Here is an 18,524-nt window from a genome sequence, read left to right as displayed (position 1 = left end):
CGCCGCCTCCGACCATGACCGCGGCCCCGCGCTCCGGGGAGGAGTGCGGGGCCGCGGCGATGCCGGGGGCGGTCAGAGGAGGCCGAGGGCCGGCATCAGGTAGTAGAAGGCGAAGACGGTGGAGACCGCGTACATCGCGACCGGGACCTCGCGGCCGCGGCCGGCGGCGAGGCGCAGGACGCAGAAGGCGATGAAGCCGAAGCCGATGCCGTTGGTGATGGAGTAGGTGAACGGCATCATCACGATGGTCAGGAAGGCCGGGATCGCGATGGTGTAGTCCGCCCAGTCGATCTCCTTGATCGAGTTGGCCAGGATCAGGAAGCCGACGGTGACCAGGGCGGGGGTGGCGGCCTGGGCGGGGACCATGGTGGCGAGCGGGGTGAGGAAGAGCGCCACCACGAAGAGGGCGCCGGTGACGATCGAGGCGAAGCCGGTGCGGGCGCCCTCGCCGACGCCGGCGGTGGACTCGACGAAGCAGGTGTTGGCGGAGGAGGAGGTCGCGCCGCCGGCCGCGGTGGCGATGCCGTCGATCATCAGGACCTTGTTGATGCCGGGCAGGTCGCCCTTCTCGTCCAGCAGGTGGGCCTCGTCGGCGACGCCGAGAATGGTGCCCATCGCGTCGAAGAAGCAGGACATCAGGACGGTGAAGACGAAGAGGGCGCCGGTGAGGACGCCGACCTTCTCGAAGCCGCCGAACAGGCTGACCTCGCCGACCAGCCCGAAGTCGGGGGCGGCCACCGGGTTGCCGGGCCAGGCCGGGACGGTGAGGCCCCAGTTGAGGGCCGGGATGTCGGCGAACTTGTCGATGACGACGGCGACGGCGGTCATCACGGCGATCGAGACCAGGATCGCGCCGGGCACCTTGCGGACCATCAGGACCAGGGTGAGCAGCAGGCCGAGCACGAAGACCAGGACCGGCCAGCCGGTCAGGTGGCCGCCGGTGCCGAGCTGGAGCGGCACGGTGGTGTGGGCGGCGTCGGGGATCCGGCTGGCGAAGCCGGAGTCGACCAGGCCGACGAGGCTGATGAAGAGGCCGATGCCGATCGCGATGGCCTTGCGCAGGCCGAGCGGGACGGCGTTCATGACCCGCTCGCGCAGGCCGGTGGCGACCAGGATCATGATCGCGAAGCCGGCCAGGACGACCATGCCCATGGCGTCCGGCCAGGTCATCTTGGGCGCGAGCTGGAGGGCGACGATGGTGTTGACGCCGAGGCCGGCGGCCAGGCCGATCGGGACGTTGCCGATGACGCCCATCAGCAGCGTGGTCAGGCCCGCGGTGAGCGCGGTGGCGGTGACCAGCTGGGCGCTGTCCAGGTGGGTGCCGTTCAGGTCCGTGGCGCTGGCCAGGATGATCGGGTTCAGCACCAGGATGTACGCCATGGTGAAGAAGGTGGCGATGCCGCCGCGGATCTCGCGCGGCAGGGTGGAGCCGCGCTCGCTGATCCGGAAGTAGCGGTCCAGCGCGCCGGACGGGGGCTTCGGCGCGTCGGCGGAGGGCTGGGCGGGCTCGGGCGACTCGGTGGTCGGCTGGGCCACAGGCATGCTGCGTCCTCTGGTGGGGGCTGAGGAGAGGGGGACCCACCCGGAGCGACGGTGGCCGGGCGGCCCGGCGGGGCTGGCACTGGGACGGGCACGAAGCACGGTGTCCTGGACATGCCGCGGCCGACCGGGGACACAAGTATGGGTTCCGCAATCGCTCGCACGCTATCTTCGCGCGTAGACCAGATCAGATGCGGACAAGTGGCGCACCAGATCGGTCAGGCGCCCGCCGCACCGTACCCTAGGGCCCATGCCCAAGACGCCACTGCACCCCTCGCCCCCGCCGCTGGAGGCCAACGATGTCGCGATCGTCGGCGGCGGCACGGTGCTGTGGTTCGTCGCCTTCCTGGTGCTCCTCCCCTTCTGGGACACCCTCTCCGACAACGACCACGCCAACTGGCCGTGGATCTGCCTGGCCGGTGGCGGCCTCGGGCTGATCGGCCTCTGGTACTGCCGCGCCCGCCGGGACGCGATCGCCCGCGCCCGGGCCCGCGAGGCCGAGGTTCAGGACCCGGCCACCCGGTCGGACTGAATAGTCCTTTAGTAGCACGCATCGGACATAAGGCGCCCGTAGAGTCGGTGCCATGACGCAGCCTGCGCAGCCCCCGGACGAGACGCCCGGCGACCGGCCCGACGGCGCCCATCCGCTCGGGCTGCTGCCCGGCCGGCGCGGCGGGCTGACCGCCGCCGAGGTGGCCGAACGGGTCGCCCGCGGCGAGGTCAACGACGTCCCGGTCCGCTCCAGCCGCTCGGCGAAGGAGATCGTCCGGGCCAACGTCTTCACCCGCTTCAACGCGATCATCGGCGTGATGTTCGGGATCATCCTGGTCGTCGGCCCGATCCAGGACGGCCTGTTCGGCCTGGTCATCGTCGCCAACACGGCGATCGGCATCATCCAGGAGCTGCGCGCCAAGAAGACCCTGGACAGCCTCGCGCTGATCGGCGAGGCGAAGCCGCAGGTGCGCCGGGACGGCACCGTGCAGCAGATCGCCGTCGGCGCGATCGTGCTGGACGACACCGTGCTGCTCGGCATCGGCGACAAGGTGATCGTCGACGGCGAGGTCACCGAGGCGGACGGCCTGGAGATCGACGAGTCGCTGCTCACCGGCGAGCCGGACCCGGTCCTCAAGCAGCCCGGCGACCTGGTGATGTCCGGCAGCTTCGTGGTGGCCGGCGCGGGCGCGTTCACCGCCACCAAGGTCGGCCGGGAGGCGTACGCGGCGCAGCTGGCCGAGGAGGCGAGCCGGTTCACCCTGGTGAAGTCGGAGCTGCGCAGCGGCATCGACAGCATCCTGCGGTTCATCACCTGGCTGCTGGTCCCCACCGCGATCGGCCTGATCATCAGCCAGCTGGCGGTGGAGGGCCGGGACTGGCGCGAGGCGGTCCGCCGGATGGTCGCCGGGATCGTGCCGATGGTGCCCGAGGGGCTGGTGCTGCTGACCTCGGTGGCCTTCGCGATCGGCGTGATCCGGCTGGGCCGCAAGCAGTGCCTGGTGCAGGAGCTGCCCGCGATCGAGGGGCTGGCCCGGGTGGACACCGTCTGCCTGGACAAGACCGGCACGCTCACCGAGGGCGGCATGGACGTCGTCGACCTGCGGGTCCTGGCGAACGGCGAGGGCCCTCAGGGCACGGAGCCGGAGGGCGCGGGCCCGGACGGCGCGCTCAAGGAGACGGTCAAGCAGGCCCTGGCCGTGATGGCCGGCGCCGACGCCCGCCCCAACCCGTCCATGCAGGCCGTCATCGACGCCTACGGCAACGGCGGCAGCAAGGACGGCACCGGCAACGAACGGCACGGCGGCTGGCGGGTGATCGAGGCGATGCCGTTCTCCTCCGCCCGCAAGTGGAGCGGCGTCCAGCTGCTGGAACCGCAGGGCGGCGAGGCCAGCTGGCTGCTCGGCGCGCCCGACGTGCTGCTGCCGGCCGGCCACCCCGCCCTGGTCGAGGTGGACGAGCTGGGCGCGCAGGGCCTGCGGGTGCTGCTGCTCGGCCGCACCCCCGTCCCGCTGGACGCCCCGGACCCGGCCGCCGGACTCCACCCGCTCGCCCTGGTGGTGCTCCAGCAGCGGCTGCGCGAGGACGCCGCCGACACCCTGCGCTACTTCGAGAGCCAGCAGGTCGAGGCCAAGGTGATCTCCGGCGACTCCGCCGTCTCGGTCGGCGCGGTCGCCGCCCACCTCGGGCTGCCCGGCGCCGAGCACCCGGTGGACGCCCGCACCCTGCCCGCCGAGCCGACCGAACTCGCCGACACCGCCGAACGGACCACCGTCTTCGGCCGGGTCACCCCGCAGCAGAAGCGCGAGCTGGTCGGCGCCCTGCAGTCGCGCGGGCACACCGTCGCGATGACCGGCGACGGCGTCAACGACGTGCTGGCGCTCAAGGACGCGGACATCGGCGTGGCGATGGGCAGCGGCAGCGACGCGACCAAGGCGGTCGCCCAGATCGTGCTGCTGAACAACTCCTTCGCGGTGCTGCCCTCGGTGGTCGCCGAGGGCCGCCGGGTGATCGGCAACATCGAGCGGGTGGCCGGGCTCTTCCTGGTGAAGACGGTCTACTCGGTGCTGCTGGCGCTGCTGGTGATCATCACCCACTCGCCGTACCCGTTCCTGCCCCGGCACTCCACGGTGCTGTCCACCCTGACCATCGGCGTGCCGGCCTTCTTCCTCGCCCTCGCGCCCAACAACGAGCGCGCCCGCACCGGCTTCGTCCGCCGGGTGCTGCGGCTGGCGATCCCCGGCGGCGTGATCGCCGGCACCGCGACCTTCACCGCGTACGCGCTGGCCCGCGCCGACCACGCGACCGACCTCAAGTCGGACACCAGCGTGGCCACCCTGACCCTGTTCCTGGTCGCCATCTGGGTGCTGGCGATCGTCGCCCGCCCGTACAACTGGTGGCGGCTGCTGCTGATCGGCACGATGGGCGGGGCGTTCACGCTGGTGCTGACCGTGCCCGCGCTCTCCGACTTCTTCCAGCTCTCGCTGTCCGGCACCCGCGACCCGTGGATCGGGGTCGGCATCGCGGTGACCGCCGGACTCGTGCTGGAAGTGGTCTGGCGGATCATGCGCCGCAGACTGGATGCTTGACCCACGAAGCGGAACGAAGCGGAACGAGCGCCAGGGGGCGGCGGATGGCACGCAGGGGCGGGGAGCTGGAGGCGTTCACCGCCTTCCTGGGGAGCCTGCTGTTCGTCGGCGTCCTGGGCCTGGCCGCGGGGGCGATCGCCGCGCTGACCGGCGTCGAGACCGGGCCGGGGCAGGAGAAGGCGGCGGTGGCCGTCCTGTTCGCGGTCTGGGTGCTGCTGACGCTCCGGATCTACCTGTGGCTGACCAAACGCGGCCGGACCCGCTCCGGCACCCGCTCCTGACGCGGCGGGTACCGGAGCAGCGGGCGGCTCAGCCCTCGAAGTCCCGGGCCGCGGACAGCTCGTAGGCCCGGTCCGGCTCGCTGAGCGCGGCCAGTACCTCGAACCGGCGGTGCCACTGCCCCACCGACCAGGCCAGCCCGGCGGCCAGCCCCTCCGGGGTGGCGGCGTGCAGCAGCCCGGGCACCGGCGGCACCTCGAACTCGTCGTCCTCGTCCGCCTCCTCGGCCGACTCCGGGTCGTACGGCGCCTCCGGCGCCTGCGCGCCGGTGTCCCAGCGCCAGTCCACCGCGGCCTCCTCGCCGTCCGGGCCGACCACCAGCAGTTCCTCGTGCTCCTCGTACGCGACCGGGCAGCCGGGCAGCAGCTCCCGCACCACGGCCGGGACCCGGTGCAGGGTGCCCTCGGAGAGCACCCGCCCGCCGGCCACCTCGCTGGCCAGCGAGACGTGCAGCCGCTCGGCGAGGTCTGCGGCGAGCGCCGGGGCGACCGGCAGCAGCGGGTGGTCGTGCAGGAGCTGGACCAGGTCGGGGGCGTCGGCGACGACCGCCTCGGTGGCGTCCACGACCACCGTGCGGTCCGGCCGGCGGCCGATGGTCCGGTCCAGCGGCGGCACCGCCCGCACCACGTCCAGCGGTTCGATCCGGGACGCCTCGACCCGGGCCAGCGCGCTGTGGATGCCGTGCAGCTGGCGGTGGCCGACCTCGGCGTCCAGGTCGGCGAGCCGGTCCAGCACCTCGTCCGGCCCGTGCGGCTCGGCGAGCAGCGCGGCCAGCGTGGTGCGCACGCCCAGCGCGTGCAGGAACTGCTCGTCCAGCGTGGTGCGCGCCTCGTCGTAGAGGCCGCGCAGCAGCGGGTCGGCCCCGGCCGCGCGCAGCCCGGCGGGCTCGCGGCCGTCCAGCACCGGGTGGTCGCGCAACCACCAGGCGGTGTACGGCGGCAGGTCGGCGTACGAGCCGTCCGGCAGCAGCGCGCGGACCGGGGTGACCACCGCGTCCCGGTACGGCGGGCGGGCCAGCGCGGCCAGCGCCTGCGGCCAGGCGTCGTCGTCGACCAGGTCGAGGTCGCGGACGGCGAGCAGCTCGGCGGCGACCGGCGGGACGCCCAGCGCGTCCGCGTCGTCGGCGTGCAGCGTCTCCAGCACCTCCTCCGCCCAGTCGGCGAGGCCGTCCGGCGCCTCGTCGATCAGCCCGGTGGGGTGGCCGCCGGCCGCCCGGTCGGCGGGCGCGGTCGGGTCGAGCCGCTCCAGGTCGTCCGGGTCGAGCACCACGTCCTCGGCGCGGACCAGCACGAACTCGGCCGGCACGCCGACCGCGGCGAGCACCTCCGGGCCCCAGCGCTCCAGCAGCTCCTCGTCCACCCAGCCGGCCTCGTCCTCGCGCGCCAGCGCGGCCAGCGGGCTGTCCGGGAGCAGGAGTTCACCGGCGCGGGCGGGCTCGCCCTCGTCGTCGAGCAGGGCCAGCCGGGCCAGCCAGGGGTGCTCGCCGGGCGCCGGGGCGGCCGCCTTGACCAGGGACAGCACGGCCTCGGCGAGGTCGGCGGCGGTGTCCGGGTCGTCCTCGGCCAGCTCGTGCGAGCGGGCGACCGCGGCCCGCACCTCGGGTGTGTCCAGCACCCCGGCCGGGGTGGCGGCGCCGGCGCCCAGCTTGGCCAGCAGCGGGTGCGCGGCCTCCGGGTGGGCCAGCCGCAGGTCGAGCACGGCGAGCGCGTCGGCCAGCGCCTCCGGGTAGCCGGGGAAGGCCGCCCAGTCGGCGTCGTCCGAGGGCAGCAGGACGCGGCGCGGGCCGGTGACGGTCCGCCCGTCGGCGAGCGGCACCGGCAGCGCGCCGAGCGCCTCCGGGTCGGCGCCGCCGAGCGCCGCGTACAGGTTGCGCCACCAGGCGGGCTCCCGGTCCAGGCCGCCGAGCTGGTCGACCACCTCGGCGAGCGGCACCCGGCGCACGTTCAGCACCCGCAGCTCGGTGCGGCGCTCCAGGCCGGCCGGCAGCAGGCCGGGGAAGATCGGCGCCAGCGCCTCGACCACCGAGCCGTCCGCGCCCTCCAGCAGCGTGGCGTCCCGCGGCCGCAGCGCGGGCGTGCCCTCCTCGACCGGCGCCGGGTGCGGCAGGAACGGCGTGCCGGGCAGCCGGGAGAGCACCGCGCCGCGCAGCGCGTTGTCCAGCGCGCCCTGGCCGAGCGGGCCGGGCACCAGGCCGAGCGACCCCAGGTCGCCGCCCCGGGCGCGCAGCAGGTCGGCGTAGGCGTCGGCGGCGCGCTCGGTCAGGAAGTCGGCGAGCGCGCCGGGCGCGACGTGTCGGCGGGTGGAGTCCAGCGGGTAGGAGGCGATCAGCAGCGCGGGCAGGCCGAGCGGCTCGTCGCTGGGCGTCGGGGCGTGCAGCACCGGCGCGATCCCGGGCTGCTGCGGGGCGCCGTCCTCGGCCACCGGCACCGCCCAGGTCACCGTCCAGTACGGGCGGGCGCGCTCCTCGGTGGGCCGGTCGGCGAGCAGCTCCGGGGCCAGCGCCCCGGCGGCGCCGGCGGTCTGCCAGACGGTGCGCCGCGGCCGCGCTCCCCCGTCGTCGGTGATGGTGACCTGGGAAATGTTGTCCGGCCGCGGCTCGGCGGCGGTCCGGGTGAGCGTCCGGGTGCCCTCCGCGGTCTCCACCACGACCTCGGTCAGGCCGGGCAGGGTGAGCAGCAGGGCGTCGTCGATGCCGGCCAGCAGCCGGCGGGTGAGGTCCTCGGCGGCCGCGTCGCGCAGCGGCAGCACCACCACCGTGTCGTAGCCCTCGGGCGCCGGGCCCTCGGCGGCGAACGGCAGCCGCAGCAGCGGCACGTGGCCGTCCCGGCGGCGCAGCTCGTCGGCGAGCGCGGGCTGCGCCTCGGCCAGCGCGCGGGCCTCGCCGAGCGACCAGCGCACCCCGCCGGCGCCGCCGAGCACGGCCGGTTCGTCGGTCACCGCGAGCACGGCGGCGAAGCCGACGCCGAACCGGCCGACGGTGCTCTGCCCGGCACCCTCCACGACGCCTTCCCGCTTGGAGGAGGCGCGCAGGGTGGAGAGCGACTCGACGGCGGCGGCGTCCAGCGGCGCGCCGGTGTTGGCGGCGGCCAGCACGCCGTCCGCCAGGGTCAGCCGCAGCCGGCCGGGGCCGCGCCCGGCCCGGACCGCGGCGTCGGCGGCGTTCTGCGCCAGCTCGACGACCAGCCGGTCCCGGTAACCGCCGAGGGCGAGTTCCTCCTCGGCGTTGGCGTCCTCCCGGAACCGGGCCGGGGAGGCGGCCCAGGCGTCCAGCACCCGCCGACGCAGTCCGGCGCTGCCGAAGGGGTCGGTGAGGTGCTCGTCCGTGCCGCTGCCGATGATCCGAGGTTCCACTGGACCTGCCGCCTTCCGCCGCCCTGTTGTGCACTACGAGGGGCATTCTTCCCTGCCGGAACGGCCGACCCGGACACGCCCCCGGCCACCGGGGGGCGGAACGGCGTCGGCCCGCCCCACCGGAGTGGGACGGGCCGAGGTCGCAGACATCGCGGCCGGCGCGGCTGTCGCGGCTCAGGAGTGGCCGAGCTCCTCGGTGGGGGCGTCCGGCTCGACCGAGCCGGAGAGCCGGTCCGGGTGCAGCGCCAGCGGCTCGACCACCAGCTCGTCCAGGATCAGCTCGGCGGGGGCCGGCGGGGCCGGGATGACGGCCGCCTCGGAGTGCCCGCCACAGCCGTACGCGAAGGAGACGATCTGGCCGTCGGCCGGACCGAACTCGTTGCCGCACACGCCGAAGGCCTGGCCGAGCGAGCCGCCGATCGGGACCAGGAAGCCGCAGCTGACGCAGGAGGCCGGGGCGGACTGCGCCATCGGGGTCTGCGAGCCGTGGGCCTTCTCCCAGCGGTCGGCGGCCAGGTGCAGGCCGAGCCGGGAGAGCACCCGGCTGCGTCCCAGGCCCAGCTCGTCGGCGACCGCGCCGATCCGGGCGCGGGCCGGGGCCTGCTGGACGTCGGAGTCGGCGTCGGAGACCAGCACGTCCTCCTGGGCGGCCTGGGCCACCGCGGAGTTCGGCGCGGGCTCGTCCTCGCCGGTCCAGCCCGGTTCGAGCCGCAGGTCGTCGGCGTCGGTGGGGAGCAGGTCGCCGGGGCCCATGTCGCCCGGGCGCAGCCGCTCGCTCCACGGCACCCACTGCGGGGCCAGGATCGCGTCCGAGCCGGGCAGCAGCACGACCTCGTCCAGCGTCACGTTCTTGGCGCGCGGGGCGCGCGCCACGGTGACGGCCCAGTGCCAGCCCCGGTATGCCGCGTCGAGGCACTCGAAGGTGTGGGTGACGACGCGGTCGGCCTCCGCCTGGGCGCCCAGGTGCGCGCCGACGGTTTCCGCGCCGACGGCCTCCTCGGCGGCCTGGCGGGCGAGTTCGACGGCCTCGGCACAGAGCCGATCAGGGGTACGGCTTCGCATCGCAGCACTCACGGCGTCGATTCTCTCCCAGTTCTTCTGTCACCCACGGCGTGTTGCCCGTTCCGTCGCGGCTCGGTTGCCCTCGTCCATTCTGCGCGACCGCGGCCCGCCCCGGATACCGGCCGCGCCGCTCGTCAGGTCCGGCCGGCGCCGGTCGGGCCCTCGGGCGGCTCCTGGGCAGGCTACCCGCCGGTCGGCCACCGGGCACAGTCCGGGGCGGGTCCGGGAGCGTCCGCGAGCCCCGCGGAGGGTGTCCGAGGACGGTTCCGGCCGCGCCGCGCGAAGCGGAATCCCGCGTCACCGCCGCGATTCTGGGGCAGGATGGGCATGTGGCGGACGAACACCCGTCGCAGCACGCACTGCGTGCCTCGCAGGCCGGCAGTCCCGACGAGGCGAACGCCGTGCCGCGACAGCAGCCTCCGGTCCACGCTGCGGGCGAACCGCAGCCGGTGGACCCCTCTCCATTGCCCGCCGCCCCGGCCGACGAGCCCACCGGACCCGCCGCCACCGGGCCCGCCTCCACCGGACCCGAGGCCACTCCCGAGGTCACCGAGCCCGAGCCCGGTCCCACCGCGGACGAGTCCCCGGAACCGGGCGAGCCCGAGCCGGCGGACGGGGAACCCCGCCGCCACTTCCTGGTCCGCACCGCCTCCGCCGCCGGCTCCCGCACCGGCAAGGTGGTGCACGGCACCGGCCGCCGGATCCGCCGGGCCACCGCCGCCGAGGGCGCCGGCGAGTCCGGCCTGGCCAAGCTGATCGAGCTGCACGCGCTGAACGCCTTCGGCGACATGCTGATCACCATCGCGCTCGCCTCCACCATCTTCTTCTCCGTCCCGACCGGCGAGGCCCGCGGCCGGGTGGCCCTCTACCTGCTGGTCACCATGGCCCCGTTCGCCCTGCTGGCCCCGGTGATCGGCCCGCTGCTGGACCGGCTGCCGCACGGCCGCCGGGCCGCCATGGCGATGTCGATGCTGGCCCGCGCGGTGCTCGCCTGGACGATGGCCGGCGTGGTGGTCGGCGGCGGACTGGCGCTCTACCCGGAGGCGCTCGGCGTCCTGGTCGCCTCGAAGGCGTACGGGGTCGTGCGCAGCGTGGTGGTGCCCCGGCTGCTGCCCAGCCGGCTGTCCCTGGTGAAGGCGAACTCCCGGGTCACCCTGGCCGGGCTGCTGGCCACCATGGTCGCGGCCGGGGTCGGCGGGCTGCTGCACCTGATCGGCCCGGGCTGGCCGCTGCGCGGCGCCTTCCTGGTCTTCGTGGCGGGCACCCTGATGGCCTTCCACCTGCCGCACGCGGTGGACTCGGCGAAGGGCGAGCAGCGGGCCGTGCTGCACGCCGAGGAGCACCCGCCGGGGCACCACGGCCTGCTGCACGGCAAGGCCGCGCCGCCGCCCGCCCCGGAACCGGCGGCCGCCGCCCAGAAGCCCCGGGCCTCGCTGCGCACCGTCGGCCCCTCGGTGATCCTGGCGCTGCGCGCGATGGCGGCGATGCGCTGGCTGGTCGGCTTCCTGGTGATGTTCCTGGCGTTCCTGCTCCGTGACGACCCGATCGGCGGCCTGCGGCCGACCCTGGCGCTCGGGCTGGTGGCGCTGGCCGCCGGGACGGGCAACGCGCTCGGGTCGCTGCTCGGCTCGCTGCTGCGCACCCGCGGCCCGGAGGTGACGGTCACCGTGATGCTGCTGGTGGCCGGCTGCGCCACGGCCGCCGCCGCGCTCTGGTACGGGGCGGCGACGGTGGTCCTGGTCGCCGGGACGGCCGGGATGGCGGCCTCGCTGGGCAAGCTGTCGCTGGACGCGCTGATCCAGCGGGACGTCCCGGAGTCGGTGCGGACCTCCGCCTTCGCCCGCTCCGAGACGGCGCTCCAGCTGTCCTGGGTGGCCGGCGGCGCGGTCGGCATCCTGCTGCCGCTGAACGGCGGGCTGGGCCTCTCGGTGGCGGCCGCCGTGCTCGGCGCGATGCTGCTCTGGACGGTCCGTTCGCTCCTGCGGGTGGGCGTGCGGCACCACCCGGCCGCGCCCCGGGTGGCGTAGCGGCCCATTGGAACGCGGTCGGGGACATACCGGGCCACAACACGCGGTTGCCGACCCCCGCGTAGCGTGATCGGGAAAGCCCGGTAGCCTCTGACGCATGAGCCTCAGCACCCGCGCAGTCGCCGGCCTCGGCGCCGTCGTCGTCATCGCCGCCGGCACGGTCGGCGGGTCCATCGCGTACGCGTCGAACCAGCACGAGATCAGCGACCACCGCGCCACCCTGGTGGTCGGCAACTCCTCGCTGGTCGCGGACCCGTTCTGCTTCAACGCGGGCCAGCCGCTGACCGAGCAGCAGCAGGAGGAGTGCCAGGACAAGGCCGGCAAGGCCCTGGAGGACGGCAGCCTCCCGAAGTCCGACGTGACGGTCAGCGACCGGATCGGCGTCGGCGTGAGCCCCGAGGTGGCCGAGCACGGCTGGTGGGCCAACACCAACGGTGGCCAGCAGGGCCAGGGCGGCCGGTTCATCCTGGCCTCGGCGGCCAAGGACGCCACCTACTCGGGCTCCGTCCCGGCGAGCAAGGCGCTGAACGCCTCCGGCAAGACCCTGATCACCGTGGTCGAGACCGACCCGAAGGCCCCCGACGCGATCTACGGCGTGTGGTACTTCCAGCTGAACACCCAGGCCGACTGACGGTCGACCGGTGACGGTACGAGTTTCCGACGAGCAGTCGGGCCCCGCGCGGGCCCGGCTGCTCGTCGTCGTCGCGGTGCCGGCCGAGGCCGCCGCCGTACTGCGCGGCCTGACCGCCGGTCCGGCCGCCGACCCGGTCCGGGTGGCGCTGCCCGGCGGCGGGCTCGACCGGGTCGCGCACCCGTCCGGCGTGACGGTGGACGTGCTGGCCGGCGGGGTCGGCCCGGGCGCCGCGGCCGCGGCCGCCGCCACCGCGCTCACCGCGGACCGCTACCGACTGGTGGTCTCCGCCGGGATCGCCGGCGGCTTCGCCCCGCGGGCGCCGATCGGCTCGACCGTGCTCGCCACCGGGATCGTGGCCGCCGACCTGGGCGCCGAGACGCCCGAGGGCTTCGCCGACGTCACCGAGCTGGGCTTCGGGACGGTCCGGCACACCCCGGCGCCGGCCGCCGTGGCGCTCGCCGCCGAGGCCCTGACGGCCACCGCCGACGGCGGCGTCGTCACCGGCACCGTGCTGACCGTCTCGACGGTGACCGGCAGCGCCGAGCGCGCCGCCGCCCTGACCGCCCGCCACCCGCACGCGGTGGCCGAGGCGATGGAGGGGTTCGGGGTCGCCGAGGCGGCCGCCCGGCACCGGGTGCCGGCGTTCGAGCTGCGCACCGTCTCCAACCCGGTGGGCCCGCGCGACCGGGCCGCCTGGCGGATCGGCGAGGCGCTGGCCGCGCTGGAGCGCGCCTTCGCCGCCCTGCCCTACCCCGAACTGCTGAAGTCCCACCCCGGTGTCGACGACGACGCCGACCAGCGCGCAGACGACCGCGCCGACGAGCCGAAGGAGGCCGGCCGTGGCTGAACGGCTGAGCATCGCGTACTCGCCCTGCCCCAACGACACCTTCGTCTTCCACGCCTGGTCGCACGGCCTGGTCCCGGGCGCGGACGCCCCCGAGGTCACCTTCGCGGACATCGACGTCACCAACGGCCTGGCCGAGCGCGGCGAACTGGACGTCCTCAAGGTCAGCTACGCGGCGCTGCCCTGGGTGCTGGACGAGTACACCCTGCTGCCCTGCGGCGGCGCGCTCGGCCGCGGCTGCGGCCCGCTGGTGCTGACCCGCCCCGAGGGCGGCGAGGACCTGACCGGCAAGACGGTCGCCGTCCCCTCCGAGCGGTCCACCGCCTACCTGCTGTTCCGGCTCTGGGCGGCCACCGCCGTGCCGGGCGGCCTGGGCGAGGTCGTCGTCCTGCCGTTCCACGAGATCATGCCCGCCGTCCGGGACGGCCGGGTGGACGCCGGTCTGGTCATCCACGAGGCCCGGTTCACGTACCAGGAGTACGGGCTGCGCTGCCTCGCCGACATGGGCGAGGCCTGGGAGCGGGAGACCGGCCTGCCGATCCCGCTCGGCGCGATCATCGCCAAGCGCTCGCTGGGCGCCGAGCGGCTGCGCGAGCTCACCGCGGCGATCCGGGCGTCCGTCCGGCAGGCCTGGGACGAGCCCGCGGCCAGCCGGGAGTACGTGCTGGCGCACGCCCAGGAGATGGACCCGGCCGTCGCGGACCAGCACATCGGCCTCTACGTGAACGAGTTCACCGCGGACCTCGGCGAGGAGGGCCACGCGGCCGTGCGGGCCCTGCTCACCCGGGCCGCCGCGGAGGGGCTGGTGCCCCCGCTCGGCCCGGGCGCGCTGGACTTCTGAGCTCCCCCGGGGGCCGCCGGGCCCCCGGGAGCCGTCAGACGTCGAACTGGTCGGCCACCGCCCTCAGCAGGACGGCCAGCTTCTGCCCGGCCGGCTTGGCCGGGTAGCGGCCGTGCTGGAGCCCCGGCAGCACCGCGTCCATCATCGTGATGAGGTCCTGGACCAGCGCCGCCATGTCGTCGGGGGTCTTGCGCTGGGCGGCGGCGACCGACGGCAGCGCCTCCAGCAGCTGGACCTGCATCGCCTGGTCGCCCCGGTGCCCGGCGACCACGCCGAACTCGACCCGCTGGCCCGGCTTCAGCGACGTGATCCCGGTGGGCAGCGCCTTGGTGTGGACGAAGACGTCGCCGCCGTCGTCGCGCGACAGGAAGCCGAAGCCCTTCGTCTCGTTGAACCACTTGACCTGGCCGGTGGGCATCTCGAAAGTCCTCGATGTGGGTGTGAGGGATCCCGGCCCTGGCCGGGGATCACTGGGTGGTGGGAGTGCCGGCCGACCTTGGGGGGACGCACCCGGCGAGGTGCGTACGGTCAGCAGACTGTAAGGAGCAGACTAACGGTCAGTCACTGTCTCATCCGTGTTCCGCGAAAGATCCGTGCGGAGCTCTGGCGGCCACGGGCGACCCGGGACGGGCATGGCCGGGGCGCGACTCGGCGCATTCCACTGGCTCACACCCCCGGTCGGAGAGAGCGGGGCGCACTGATCGCACCCCTCGGCACAGCCTGCATACCCCCGCCCAGCAGGGATCAAAACTCCCAGCGCCCGGAAAACTGCGCAACGTGACCGGGCCGCTCGCCTGCGAAGCGGTTCCGGGCGCCCCGCGGGCGACGGCGGACGGGACGGCTCTGCGAGACTGGGACGGCAGTCGACCCCGCCCGCCCCGCCGTTGAGGAGCAAGCCCCGTGAGCAGCCAGAGCGCCGACCGCGGCGACGTCTACGTCAAGACCGGAACGATCGTCTTCGGGCTCGGCGCGCTCGCCACCCTGGTCACCTTCGTCCCGCTGTTCCTGCACCTGACGCCGCTGCCGACGGCCGCGTACTGGCTCAGCATGCTGATGCCGCTGGGCTTCCTGGTCGCCCTGACCGGGCTGCTGCTCTCCGCGCGGGCCCAGCGCCGCCGGGCCCGCGCCGAGGCCTAGCCCTCCGCGCCGGCCGCCCCGAGGTGGCCGGCCAGCCAGGCCGGGAAGCCGGTGAGGTCGGGCAGCACCACGTCCGCGCCCGCCGCCAGCAGGTCCTCGGCGCCGTACGGGCCGGTGGTCACGCCCACCGCGACGGCGCCCGCGTACCGGGCGCCCCGGATGTCGCCGAGGTGGTCGCCGACGTAGACGGTGGCGCCGTGCTCGCGCAGCGCCTCGCCCTTGGTCTCCGCCCAGAGGTCGCCGACCACCGCGTCCGCGCGCATCCCCGCGTGCTCCAGGTGGAGCAGGGCGTTGGGCTCGTACTTGCCGGTGATCACGGCCACCCGGCCGCCGTGCGCGCGGACCGCGTCCAGCGCGGCGTGCGCGCCGGGCAGCGCGACGGTCGGCGCGAAGGCGTACTCGCGGTACAGCGTGCGGTAGCGGTCGGCGACCGCGTCCAGGCCCTGCTCCGGGAACCAGTTGCGCAGCTCGTCGAGGAGCGGCGGGCCGAGCCGGGTGACCACCAGGTCGGCGTCGACGTGCACGCCGGTCTCGGCGGACAGCGCCAGGTAGGTGGCCCGGATTCCGGGCCGGGTGTCCAGCAGCGTCATGTCGAGGTCGAAGCCGACGGTGAGCGGGGCGTCCGAGGTCACAGGCATGGCGTCAGGCTATCCAACCGTCCGACCGGCCTGGCGGGGCGATTTGCCCCGGCTTCCGCGGGGAACTTAGGTTTGCCTGAGCTATCTGCGGGAGAGGCCATGACCGACACCACCGCGCCCGGCAGACGAGGCCTGCTGCGCCGCCGAATACTGGGGCTCACCGCCGCGCTGACCGTACTGGCCGCCGCGGTGCTGCTGAGCCTGGCGGTCGGCAGCCGGAGCATCCCGTTCGGCGAGACGCTCGACGCCCTGCTGCACGGCGGGGACACCACCAACGCCGTCGTCGTCCGCGAGCTGCGGGTACCGCGCACGGTGGTCGGCCTCGCGGTCGGCGCCGCGCTCGGCCTGGCCGGAACCGTCATGCAGGGCGTCACCCGCAACCCGATCGCCGACCCCGGCATCCTCGGTGTCAGCCAGGGCGCGGCGGCCGGCGTGGTGGTGGCGATCTCCGTGTTCGGGATCTCCACCCTCACCGGGTACGTCTGGTTCGGCTTCGCGGGCGCGGTGCTCGCCACCGTCGTGGTCTACGCGCTCGCCGGCCGCGGCCGGGGCGGCAGCACCCCGGTCAAGCTGGCGCTGGCCGGCTCGGCGATGTCCGCCTTCATCGCCTCGCTCAACACGCTCGTGCTCACCACCGACGCGGCCACCATGGACCAGTTCCGGTTCTGGCACGTCGGCTCGCTCTCCGGCCGCACCGCCGACGTCGCCTGGCAGCTGCTGCCGTTCCTGGCCGTCGGCACGGTGCTGGTGTTCGCGGTCGCCCGCGGCCTGGACGCGCTGGCGCTCGGTGAGGACACCGCCAAGGGGCTCGGCGCGAAGACCGGGGCGGTCCGGGCGGTGGGCGCGCTCGGCGCCACCGTGCTGACCGGCTCGGCGGTCGCCGCGGCCGGCCCGATCGCCTTCGTCGGCCTGGCCGTGCCGCACGCCGCCCGCGCGGTGGCCGGCGCCGACCACCGCTGGGTGCTCGCCTTCTCCGCCGTGCTCGGCCCGGCGCTGCTGCTGCTCGCCGACGCGCTCGGCCGCGTCCTCTTCCCGCCGTCCGAAGTGCCGGCCGGGGTGATGACCGCGCTGGTCGGGGTGCCGGTGCTGGTCGCGCTGGTCCGGCGGCGGAAGGTGGTGGCGGCGTGACCGCGACCGTGCCGCTGCGCGGCTACACCGTGCTGCGCGCCGGGCGCGCCTCGTTCCTGCTGCACCGGCGCTCGGCGCTGGCCGCGCTCGGCCTGCTGCTGGTGCTGGCCGCCACCGCGGTCGCCTCGCTCTGCCTGGGCGAGTCCACCGTCGCGCCGGGCGAGGTGCTGAAGGTGGTGCTCGGGCAGCCGAGTCCGCACCAGCTGGTGGTCGGCGAGTTCCGGCTGCCCCGGGTGGTGGTCGGCCTGCTGGTCGGCACCGCGCTGGGGCTCGCCGGGGCGCTGATCCAGACCGTCGCCCGCAACCCGCTGGCCAGCCCCGACGTGGTCGGCGTCTCCTGGGGCGCCACCGCCACCGTGGTCGGCCTGCTGGCGTACGGCGTGGTCGGCTCCACCGGCGAGGTGCCGTACGCGGCGGTGGCCGGCGGACTTGCGGCCGGCCTGCTGGTCTACCTGCTGGCCTGGCGGCGCGGCCTGCACGCGCAGCGCTTCGTCCTGATCGGCATCGGGATCTCGGTCGCGCTCTCCTCGCTCACCTCGGTGTTCCTGACCAAGGGCGACGGCTTCCAGGCGCAGGCCGCCAAGGTGTGGATGACCGGCAGCCTGAACGGCTCCGGCTACCAGCAGGCCGGCTGGCTGGCCTGGGTGCTGCTGGCCGCCGCGCCGGTGGCGCTCTGGGCGGCGCGGGCGCAGCGGTCGATCTCCTTCGACGACGCCACCGCCGTCGGCCTCGGCCTGCGGCTGGACCGGATCCGGCTCGGCATGGCGCTGCTCGGCGTGGTGCTCGCCTCCTGCGCGGCGGGCGCGGCCGGGCCGGTGGACTTCGTCGCGCTGATGGCCCCGCAGATCGCCGTCCGGCTGGCCCGGTCCGCGCAGATCCCGCTGCTCTGCTCGGCGCTCACCGGCGCGCTGGTCGTCGTGCTGGCCGACCTGGTGGCACGCCGGCTGCTGGCGCCCGTCGAACTGCCGGTCGGCGTGGTGACCGGGCTGGTCGGCGCGCCGTACCTGATGTGGCTGTTGCTCCGATCCCGCCGTGGAGGTTCCTGATGCCCGCCGCCCAGCCGGAGCCGACCGCTCAGCCGGGGACTCCCGCCCAGCCGGGGCTGCCCGGTCAGCCGGAGCCGGCCCATCGGCTCGAAGCCCGGGACCTGACCCTCGCCTACGAGGCCCGCACCGTCGCCGAGGGGCTGGACCTGCGGATCCCGGACGGCCGGGTCACCGTCATCGTCGGCCCGAACGCCTGCGGCAAGTCCACCCTGCTGCGCGCGCTCGGCCGGCTGCTCAAGCCCGCCCGCGGCGCGGTGCTGCTGGACGGCGAGGAGCTGGCGCGCGTCCCCACCAAGCTGATCGCCCGGCGGCTCGGGCTGCTGCCGCAGTCGCCGACCGCCCCCGAGGGCATCGCGGTGGCCGACCTGGTGGCGCGCGGCCGCCAGCCGCACCAGAGCTGGTGGCGGCAGTGGTCGGCGGAGGACGAGGCGGCGGTCGCCGAGGCGCTGGAGCGCACCTCCACCGCCGAGCTGGCCGAGCGCGGCGTCGACGAGCTGTCCGGCGGGCAGCGGCAGCGGGTCTGGATCGCCATGGCGCTCGCCCAGGGCACCGACATCCTGCTGCTCGACGAGCCGACCACCTTCCTGGACATCGCGCACCAGGTGGAGGTGCTGGACCTGGTGCGCCGGCTCAACGTCGAGCGCGGGCGGACCGTCGTCGCGGTGCTGCACGACCTCAACCAGGCGGCCCGGTACGCCGACCACCTGGTCGCCATGCGGGACGGGCGGATCGTCGCGCAGGGACCGCCGGCCGAGGTGGTCACGGCGGAACTGGTGCGCGAGGTGTTCGGGCTGGACTCGGTGGTGGTGCCGGACCCGGTGACCGGGACGCCGCTGGTGGTGCCGGGCGCGCCATGGGCGGTCAAGGCGGACATTTAACGCCTTTTCCCGCTTCGATTCGGACATAATCGACGCGCTG

General features: G+C 75.2%; 16 protein-coding genes. 11 read left to right on the top strand and 5 right to left on the bottom strand.

Translation table 11 applies throughout. The features are described from left to right. Positions 1 to 72: 72 nt before the first annotated feature. Positions 73 to 1,542, bottom strand: coding sequence for an NCS2 family permease (locus tag AB0N76_RS02035; RefSeq protein WP_363551891.1), 1,470 nt, complete (start codon positions 1,540 to 1,542; stop codon positions 73 to 75). 247 nt (positions 1,543 to 1,789) lie between these two features. On the opposite strand from AB0N76_RS02035, the gene AB0N76_RS02030 reads away from it, so the two are divergent. The 3 genes from AB0N76_RS02030 to AB0N76_RS02020 are packed head-to-tail and all read left to right on the top strand — an operon-like array spanning position 1,790 to position 4,900. Beyond that, entirely contained in the window at positions 1,790 to 2,071 is a 282-nt protein-coding gene (locus AB0N76_RS02030) for a DUF2530 domain-containing protein (protein ID WP_363551893.1), read from the top strand. 52 nt (positions 2,072 to 2,123) lie between these two features. Then, positions 2,124 to 4,619 (top strand): HAD-IC family P-type ATPase, encoded by a 2,496-nt coding sequence (locus AB0N76_RS02025; RefSeq protein WP_363551895.1) that lies wholly within the window; start codon positions 2,124 to 2,126, stop codon positions 4,617 to 4,619. 44 nt (positions 4,620 to 4,663) lie between these two features. Continuing rightward, on the top strand, positions 4,664 to 4,900 hold the full coding sequence (locus tag AB0N76_RS02020; protein WP_363551897.1) for a hypothetical protein: 237 nt from the start codon (positions 4,664 to 4,666) through the stop codon (positions 4,898 to 4,900). A gap of 28 nt (positions 4,901 to 4,928) precedes the next feature. On the opposite strand, the gene AB0N76_RS02015 is transcribed toward AB0N76_RS02020, so the two are convergent. Then, positions 4,929 to 8,249, bottom strand: a complete 3,321-nt coding sequence (locus AB0N76_RS02015) for a molecular chaperone Hsp90 (RefSeq protein ID WP_363551899.1) — start codon at positions 8,247 to 8,249, stop codon at positions 4,929 to 4,931. A 174-nt stretch (positions 8,250 to 8,423) separates the two neighbouring features. Further along, positions 8,424 to 9,311, bottom strand: a complete 888-nt coding sequence (locus tag AB0N76_RS02010; protein ID WP_363551901.1) for a DUF3027 domain-containing protein — start codon at positions 9,309 to 9,311, stop codon at positions 8,424 to 8,426. 677 nt (positions 9,312 to 9,988) lie between these two features. On the opposite strand from AB0N76_RS02010, the gene AB0N76_RS02005 reads away from it, so the two are divergent. The 4 genes from AB0N76_RS02005 to AB0N76_RS01990 all read left to right on the top strand — a co-directional run bounded on the left by AB0N76_RS02005 (position 9,989) and on the right by AB0N76_RS01990 (position 13,657). Then, positions 9,989 to 11,338: an MFS transporter gene (locus AB0N76_RS02005; RefSeq protein WP_363552229.1), complete on the top strand. Its 1,350-nt coding sequence runs from the start codon at positions 9,989 to 9,991 to the stop codon at positions 11,336 to 11,338. Between the two features lie 97 nt (positions 11,339 to 11,435). Then, a complete protein-coding gene (locus tag AB0N76_RS02000; protein WP_363551903.1) occupies positions 11,436 to 11,969 on the top strand; it encodes a hypothetical protein in 534 nt (177 codons plus the stop codon). A 10-nt stretch (positions 11,970 to 11,979) separates the two neighbouring features. Next, positions 11,980 to 12,819 carry a futalosine hydrolase gene (locus AB0N76_RS01995; RefSeq protein ID WP_363551905.1) on the top strand — a complete coding sequence of 280 codons (840 nt, stop codon included), beginning with the start codon at positions 11,980 to 11,982 and terminating at the stop codon, positions 12,817 to 12,819. Next, positions 12,812 to 13,657 (top strand): 1,4-dihydroxy-6-naphthoate synthase, encoded by an 846-nt coding sequence (locus AB0N76_RS01990; RefSeq protein WP_363551906.1) that lies wholly within the window; start codon positions 12,812 to 12,814, stop codon positions 13,655 to 13,657. The genes AB0N76_RS01995 and AB0N76_RS01990 overlap by 8 nt, the downstream gene beginning before the upstream one ends. Before the next feature lie 34 nt (positions 13,658 to 13,691). Here AB0N76_RS01990 and AB0N76_RS01985 read toward each other — a convergent pair whose 3' ends face one another. Beyond that, a complete protein-coding gene (locus tag AB0N76_RS01985) occupies positions 13,692 to 14,075 on the bottom strand; it encodes a cold-shock protein (RefSeq protein ID WP_363551908.1) in 384 nt (127 codons plus the stop codon). Positions 14,076 to 14,557: 482 nt separating this feature from the next. Here AB0N76_RS01985 and AB0N76_RS01980 point away from each other — a divergent pair, with 482 nt between their 5' ends. Beyond that, on the top strand, positions 14,558 to 14,794 hold the full coding sequence (locus AB0N76_RS01980; RefSeq protein ID WP_363551910.1) for a hypothetical protein: 237 nt from the start codon (positions 14,558 to 14,560) through the stop codon (positions 14,792 to 14,794). Here AB0N76_RS01980 and AB0N76_RS01975 read toward each other — a convergent pair. Continuing rightward, positions 14,791 to 15,432 (bottom strand): HAD family hydrolase, encoded by a 642-nt coding sequence (locus tag AB0N76_RS01975; RefSeq protein ID WP_363551912.1) that lies wholly within the window; start codon positions 15,430 to 15,432, stop codon positions 14,791 to 14,793. The two genes, AB0N76_RS01980 and AB0N76_RS01975, sit on opposite strands and share 4 nt — an antisense overlap. A gap of 99 nt (positions 15,433 to 15,531) precedes the next feature. Here AB0N76_RS01975 and AB0N76_RS01970 point away from each other — a divergent pair, with 99 nt between their 5' ends. From AB0N76_RS01970 to AB0N76_RS01960, 3 genes are read left to right on the top strand one after another with little or no spacing between them, the layout of a single operon-like run. After that, positions 15,532 to 16,560: an iron ABC transporter permease gene (locus AB0N76_RS01970; RefSeq protein ID WP_363551914.1), complete on the top strand. Its 1,029-nt coding sequence runs from the start codon at positions 15,532 to 15,534 to the stop codon at positions 16,558 to 16,560. Next, the gene (locus AB0N76_RS01965; protein WP_363551916.1) at positions 16,557 to 17,606 is read left to right on the top strand and encodes an iron chelate uptake ABC transporter family permease subunit; all 1,050 of its coding nucleotides are present in this window, start codon (positions 16,557 to 16,559) and stop codon (positions 17,604 to 17,606) included. The genes AB0N76_RS01970 and AB0N76_RS01965 overlap by 4 nt, the downstream gene beginning before the upstream one ends. Continuing rightward, entirely contained in the window at positions 17,606 to 18,484 is an 879-nt protein-coding gene (locus AB0N76_RS01960) for an ABC transporter ATP-binding protein (protein ID WP_363551918.1), read from the top strand. Before AB0N76_RS01965 ends, AB0N76_RS01960 begins: the two co-directional genes overlap by 1 nt. Positions 18,485 to 18,524 lie beyond the last annotated feature (40 nt).

This window comes from Kitasatospora sp. NPDC093806 (assembly GCF_040683335.1).
GTDB lineage: Bacteria > Actinomycetota > Actinomycetes > Streptomycetales > Streptomycetaceae > Kitasatospora.
This window is presented reverse-complemented; position numbering and strand designations above follow the sequence as displayed.

What these genes read in the sequence shown, in the direction of transcription:
- AB0N76_RS02035 (WP_363551891.1), bottom strand. Translation starts at nt 1,542, where the DNA reads ATGCCTGTGGCCCAGCCGACCACCGAGTCGCCCGAGCCCGCCCAGCCC.
- AB0N76_RS02030 (WP_363551893.1), top strand. Translation starts at nt 1,790, where the DNA reads ATGCCCAAGACGCCACTGCACCCCTCGCCCCCGCCGCTGGAGGCCAAC.
- AB0N76_RS02025 (WP_363551895.1), top strand. Translation starts at nt 2,124, where the DNA reads ATGACGCAGCCTGCGCAGCCCCCGGACGAGACGCCCGGCGACCGGCCC.
- AB0N76_RS02020 (WP_363551897.1), top strand. Translation starts at nt 4,664, where the DNA reads ATGGCACGCAGGGGCGGGGAGCTGGAGGCGTTCACCGCCTTCCTGGGG.
- AB0N76_RS02010 (WP_363551901.1), bottom strand. Translation starts at nt 9,311, where the DNA reads ATGCGAAGCCGTACCCCTGATCGGCTCTGTGCCGAGGCCGTCGAACTC.
- AB0N76_RS02000 (WP_363551903.1), top strand. Translation starts at nt 11,436, where the DNA reads ATGAGCCTCAGCACCCGCGCAGTCGCCGGCCTCGGCGCCGTCGTCGTC.
- AB0N76_RS01985 (WP_363551908.1), bottom strand. Translation starts at nt 14,075, where the DNA reads ATGCCCACCGGCCAGGTCAAGTGGTTCAACGAGACGAAGGGCTTCGGC.
- AB0N76_RS01975 (WP_363551912.1), bottom strand. Translation starts at nt 15,432, where the DNA reads ATGCCTGTGACCTCGGACGCCCCGCTCACCGTCGGCTTCGACCTCGAC.
- AB0N76_RS01970 (WP_363551914.1), top strand. Translation starts at nt 15,532, where the DNA reads ATGACCGACACCACCGCGCCCGGCAGACGAGGCCTGCTGCGCCGCCGA.
- AB0N76_RS01960 (WP_363551918.1), top strand. Translation starts at nt 17,606, where the DNA reads ATGCCCGCCGCCCAGCCGGAGCCGACCGCTCAGCCGGGGACTCCCGCC.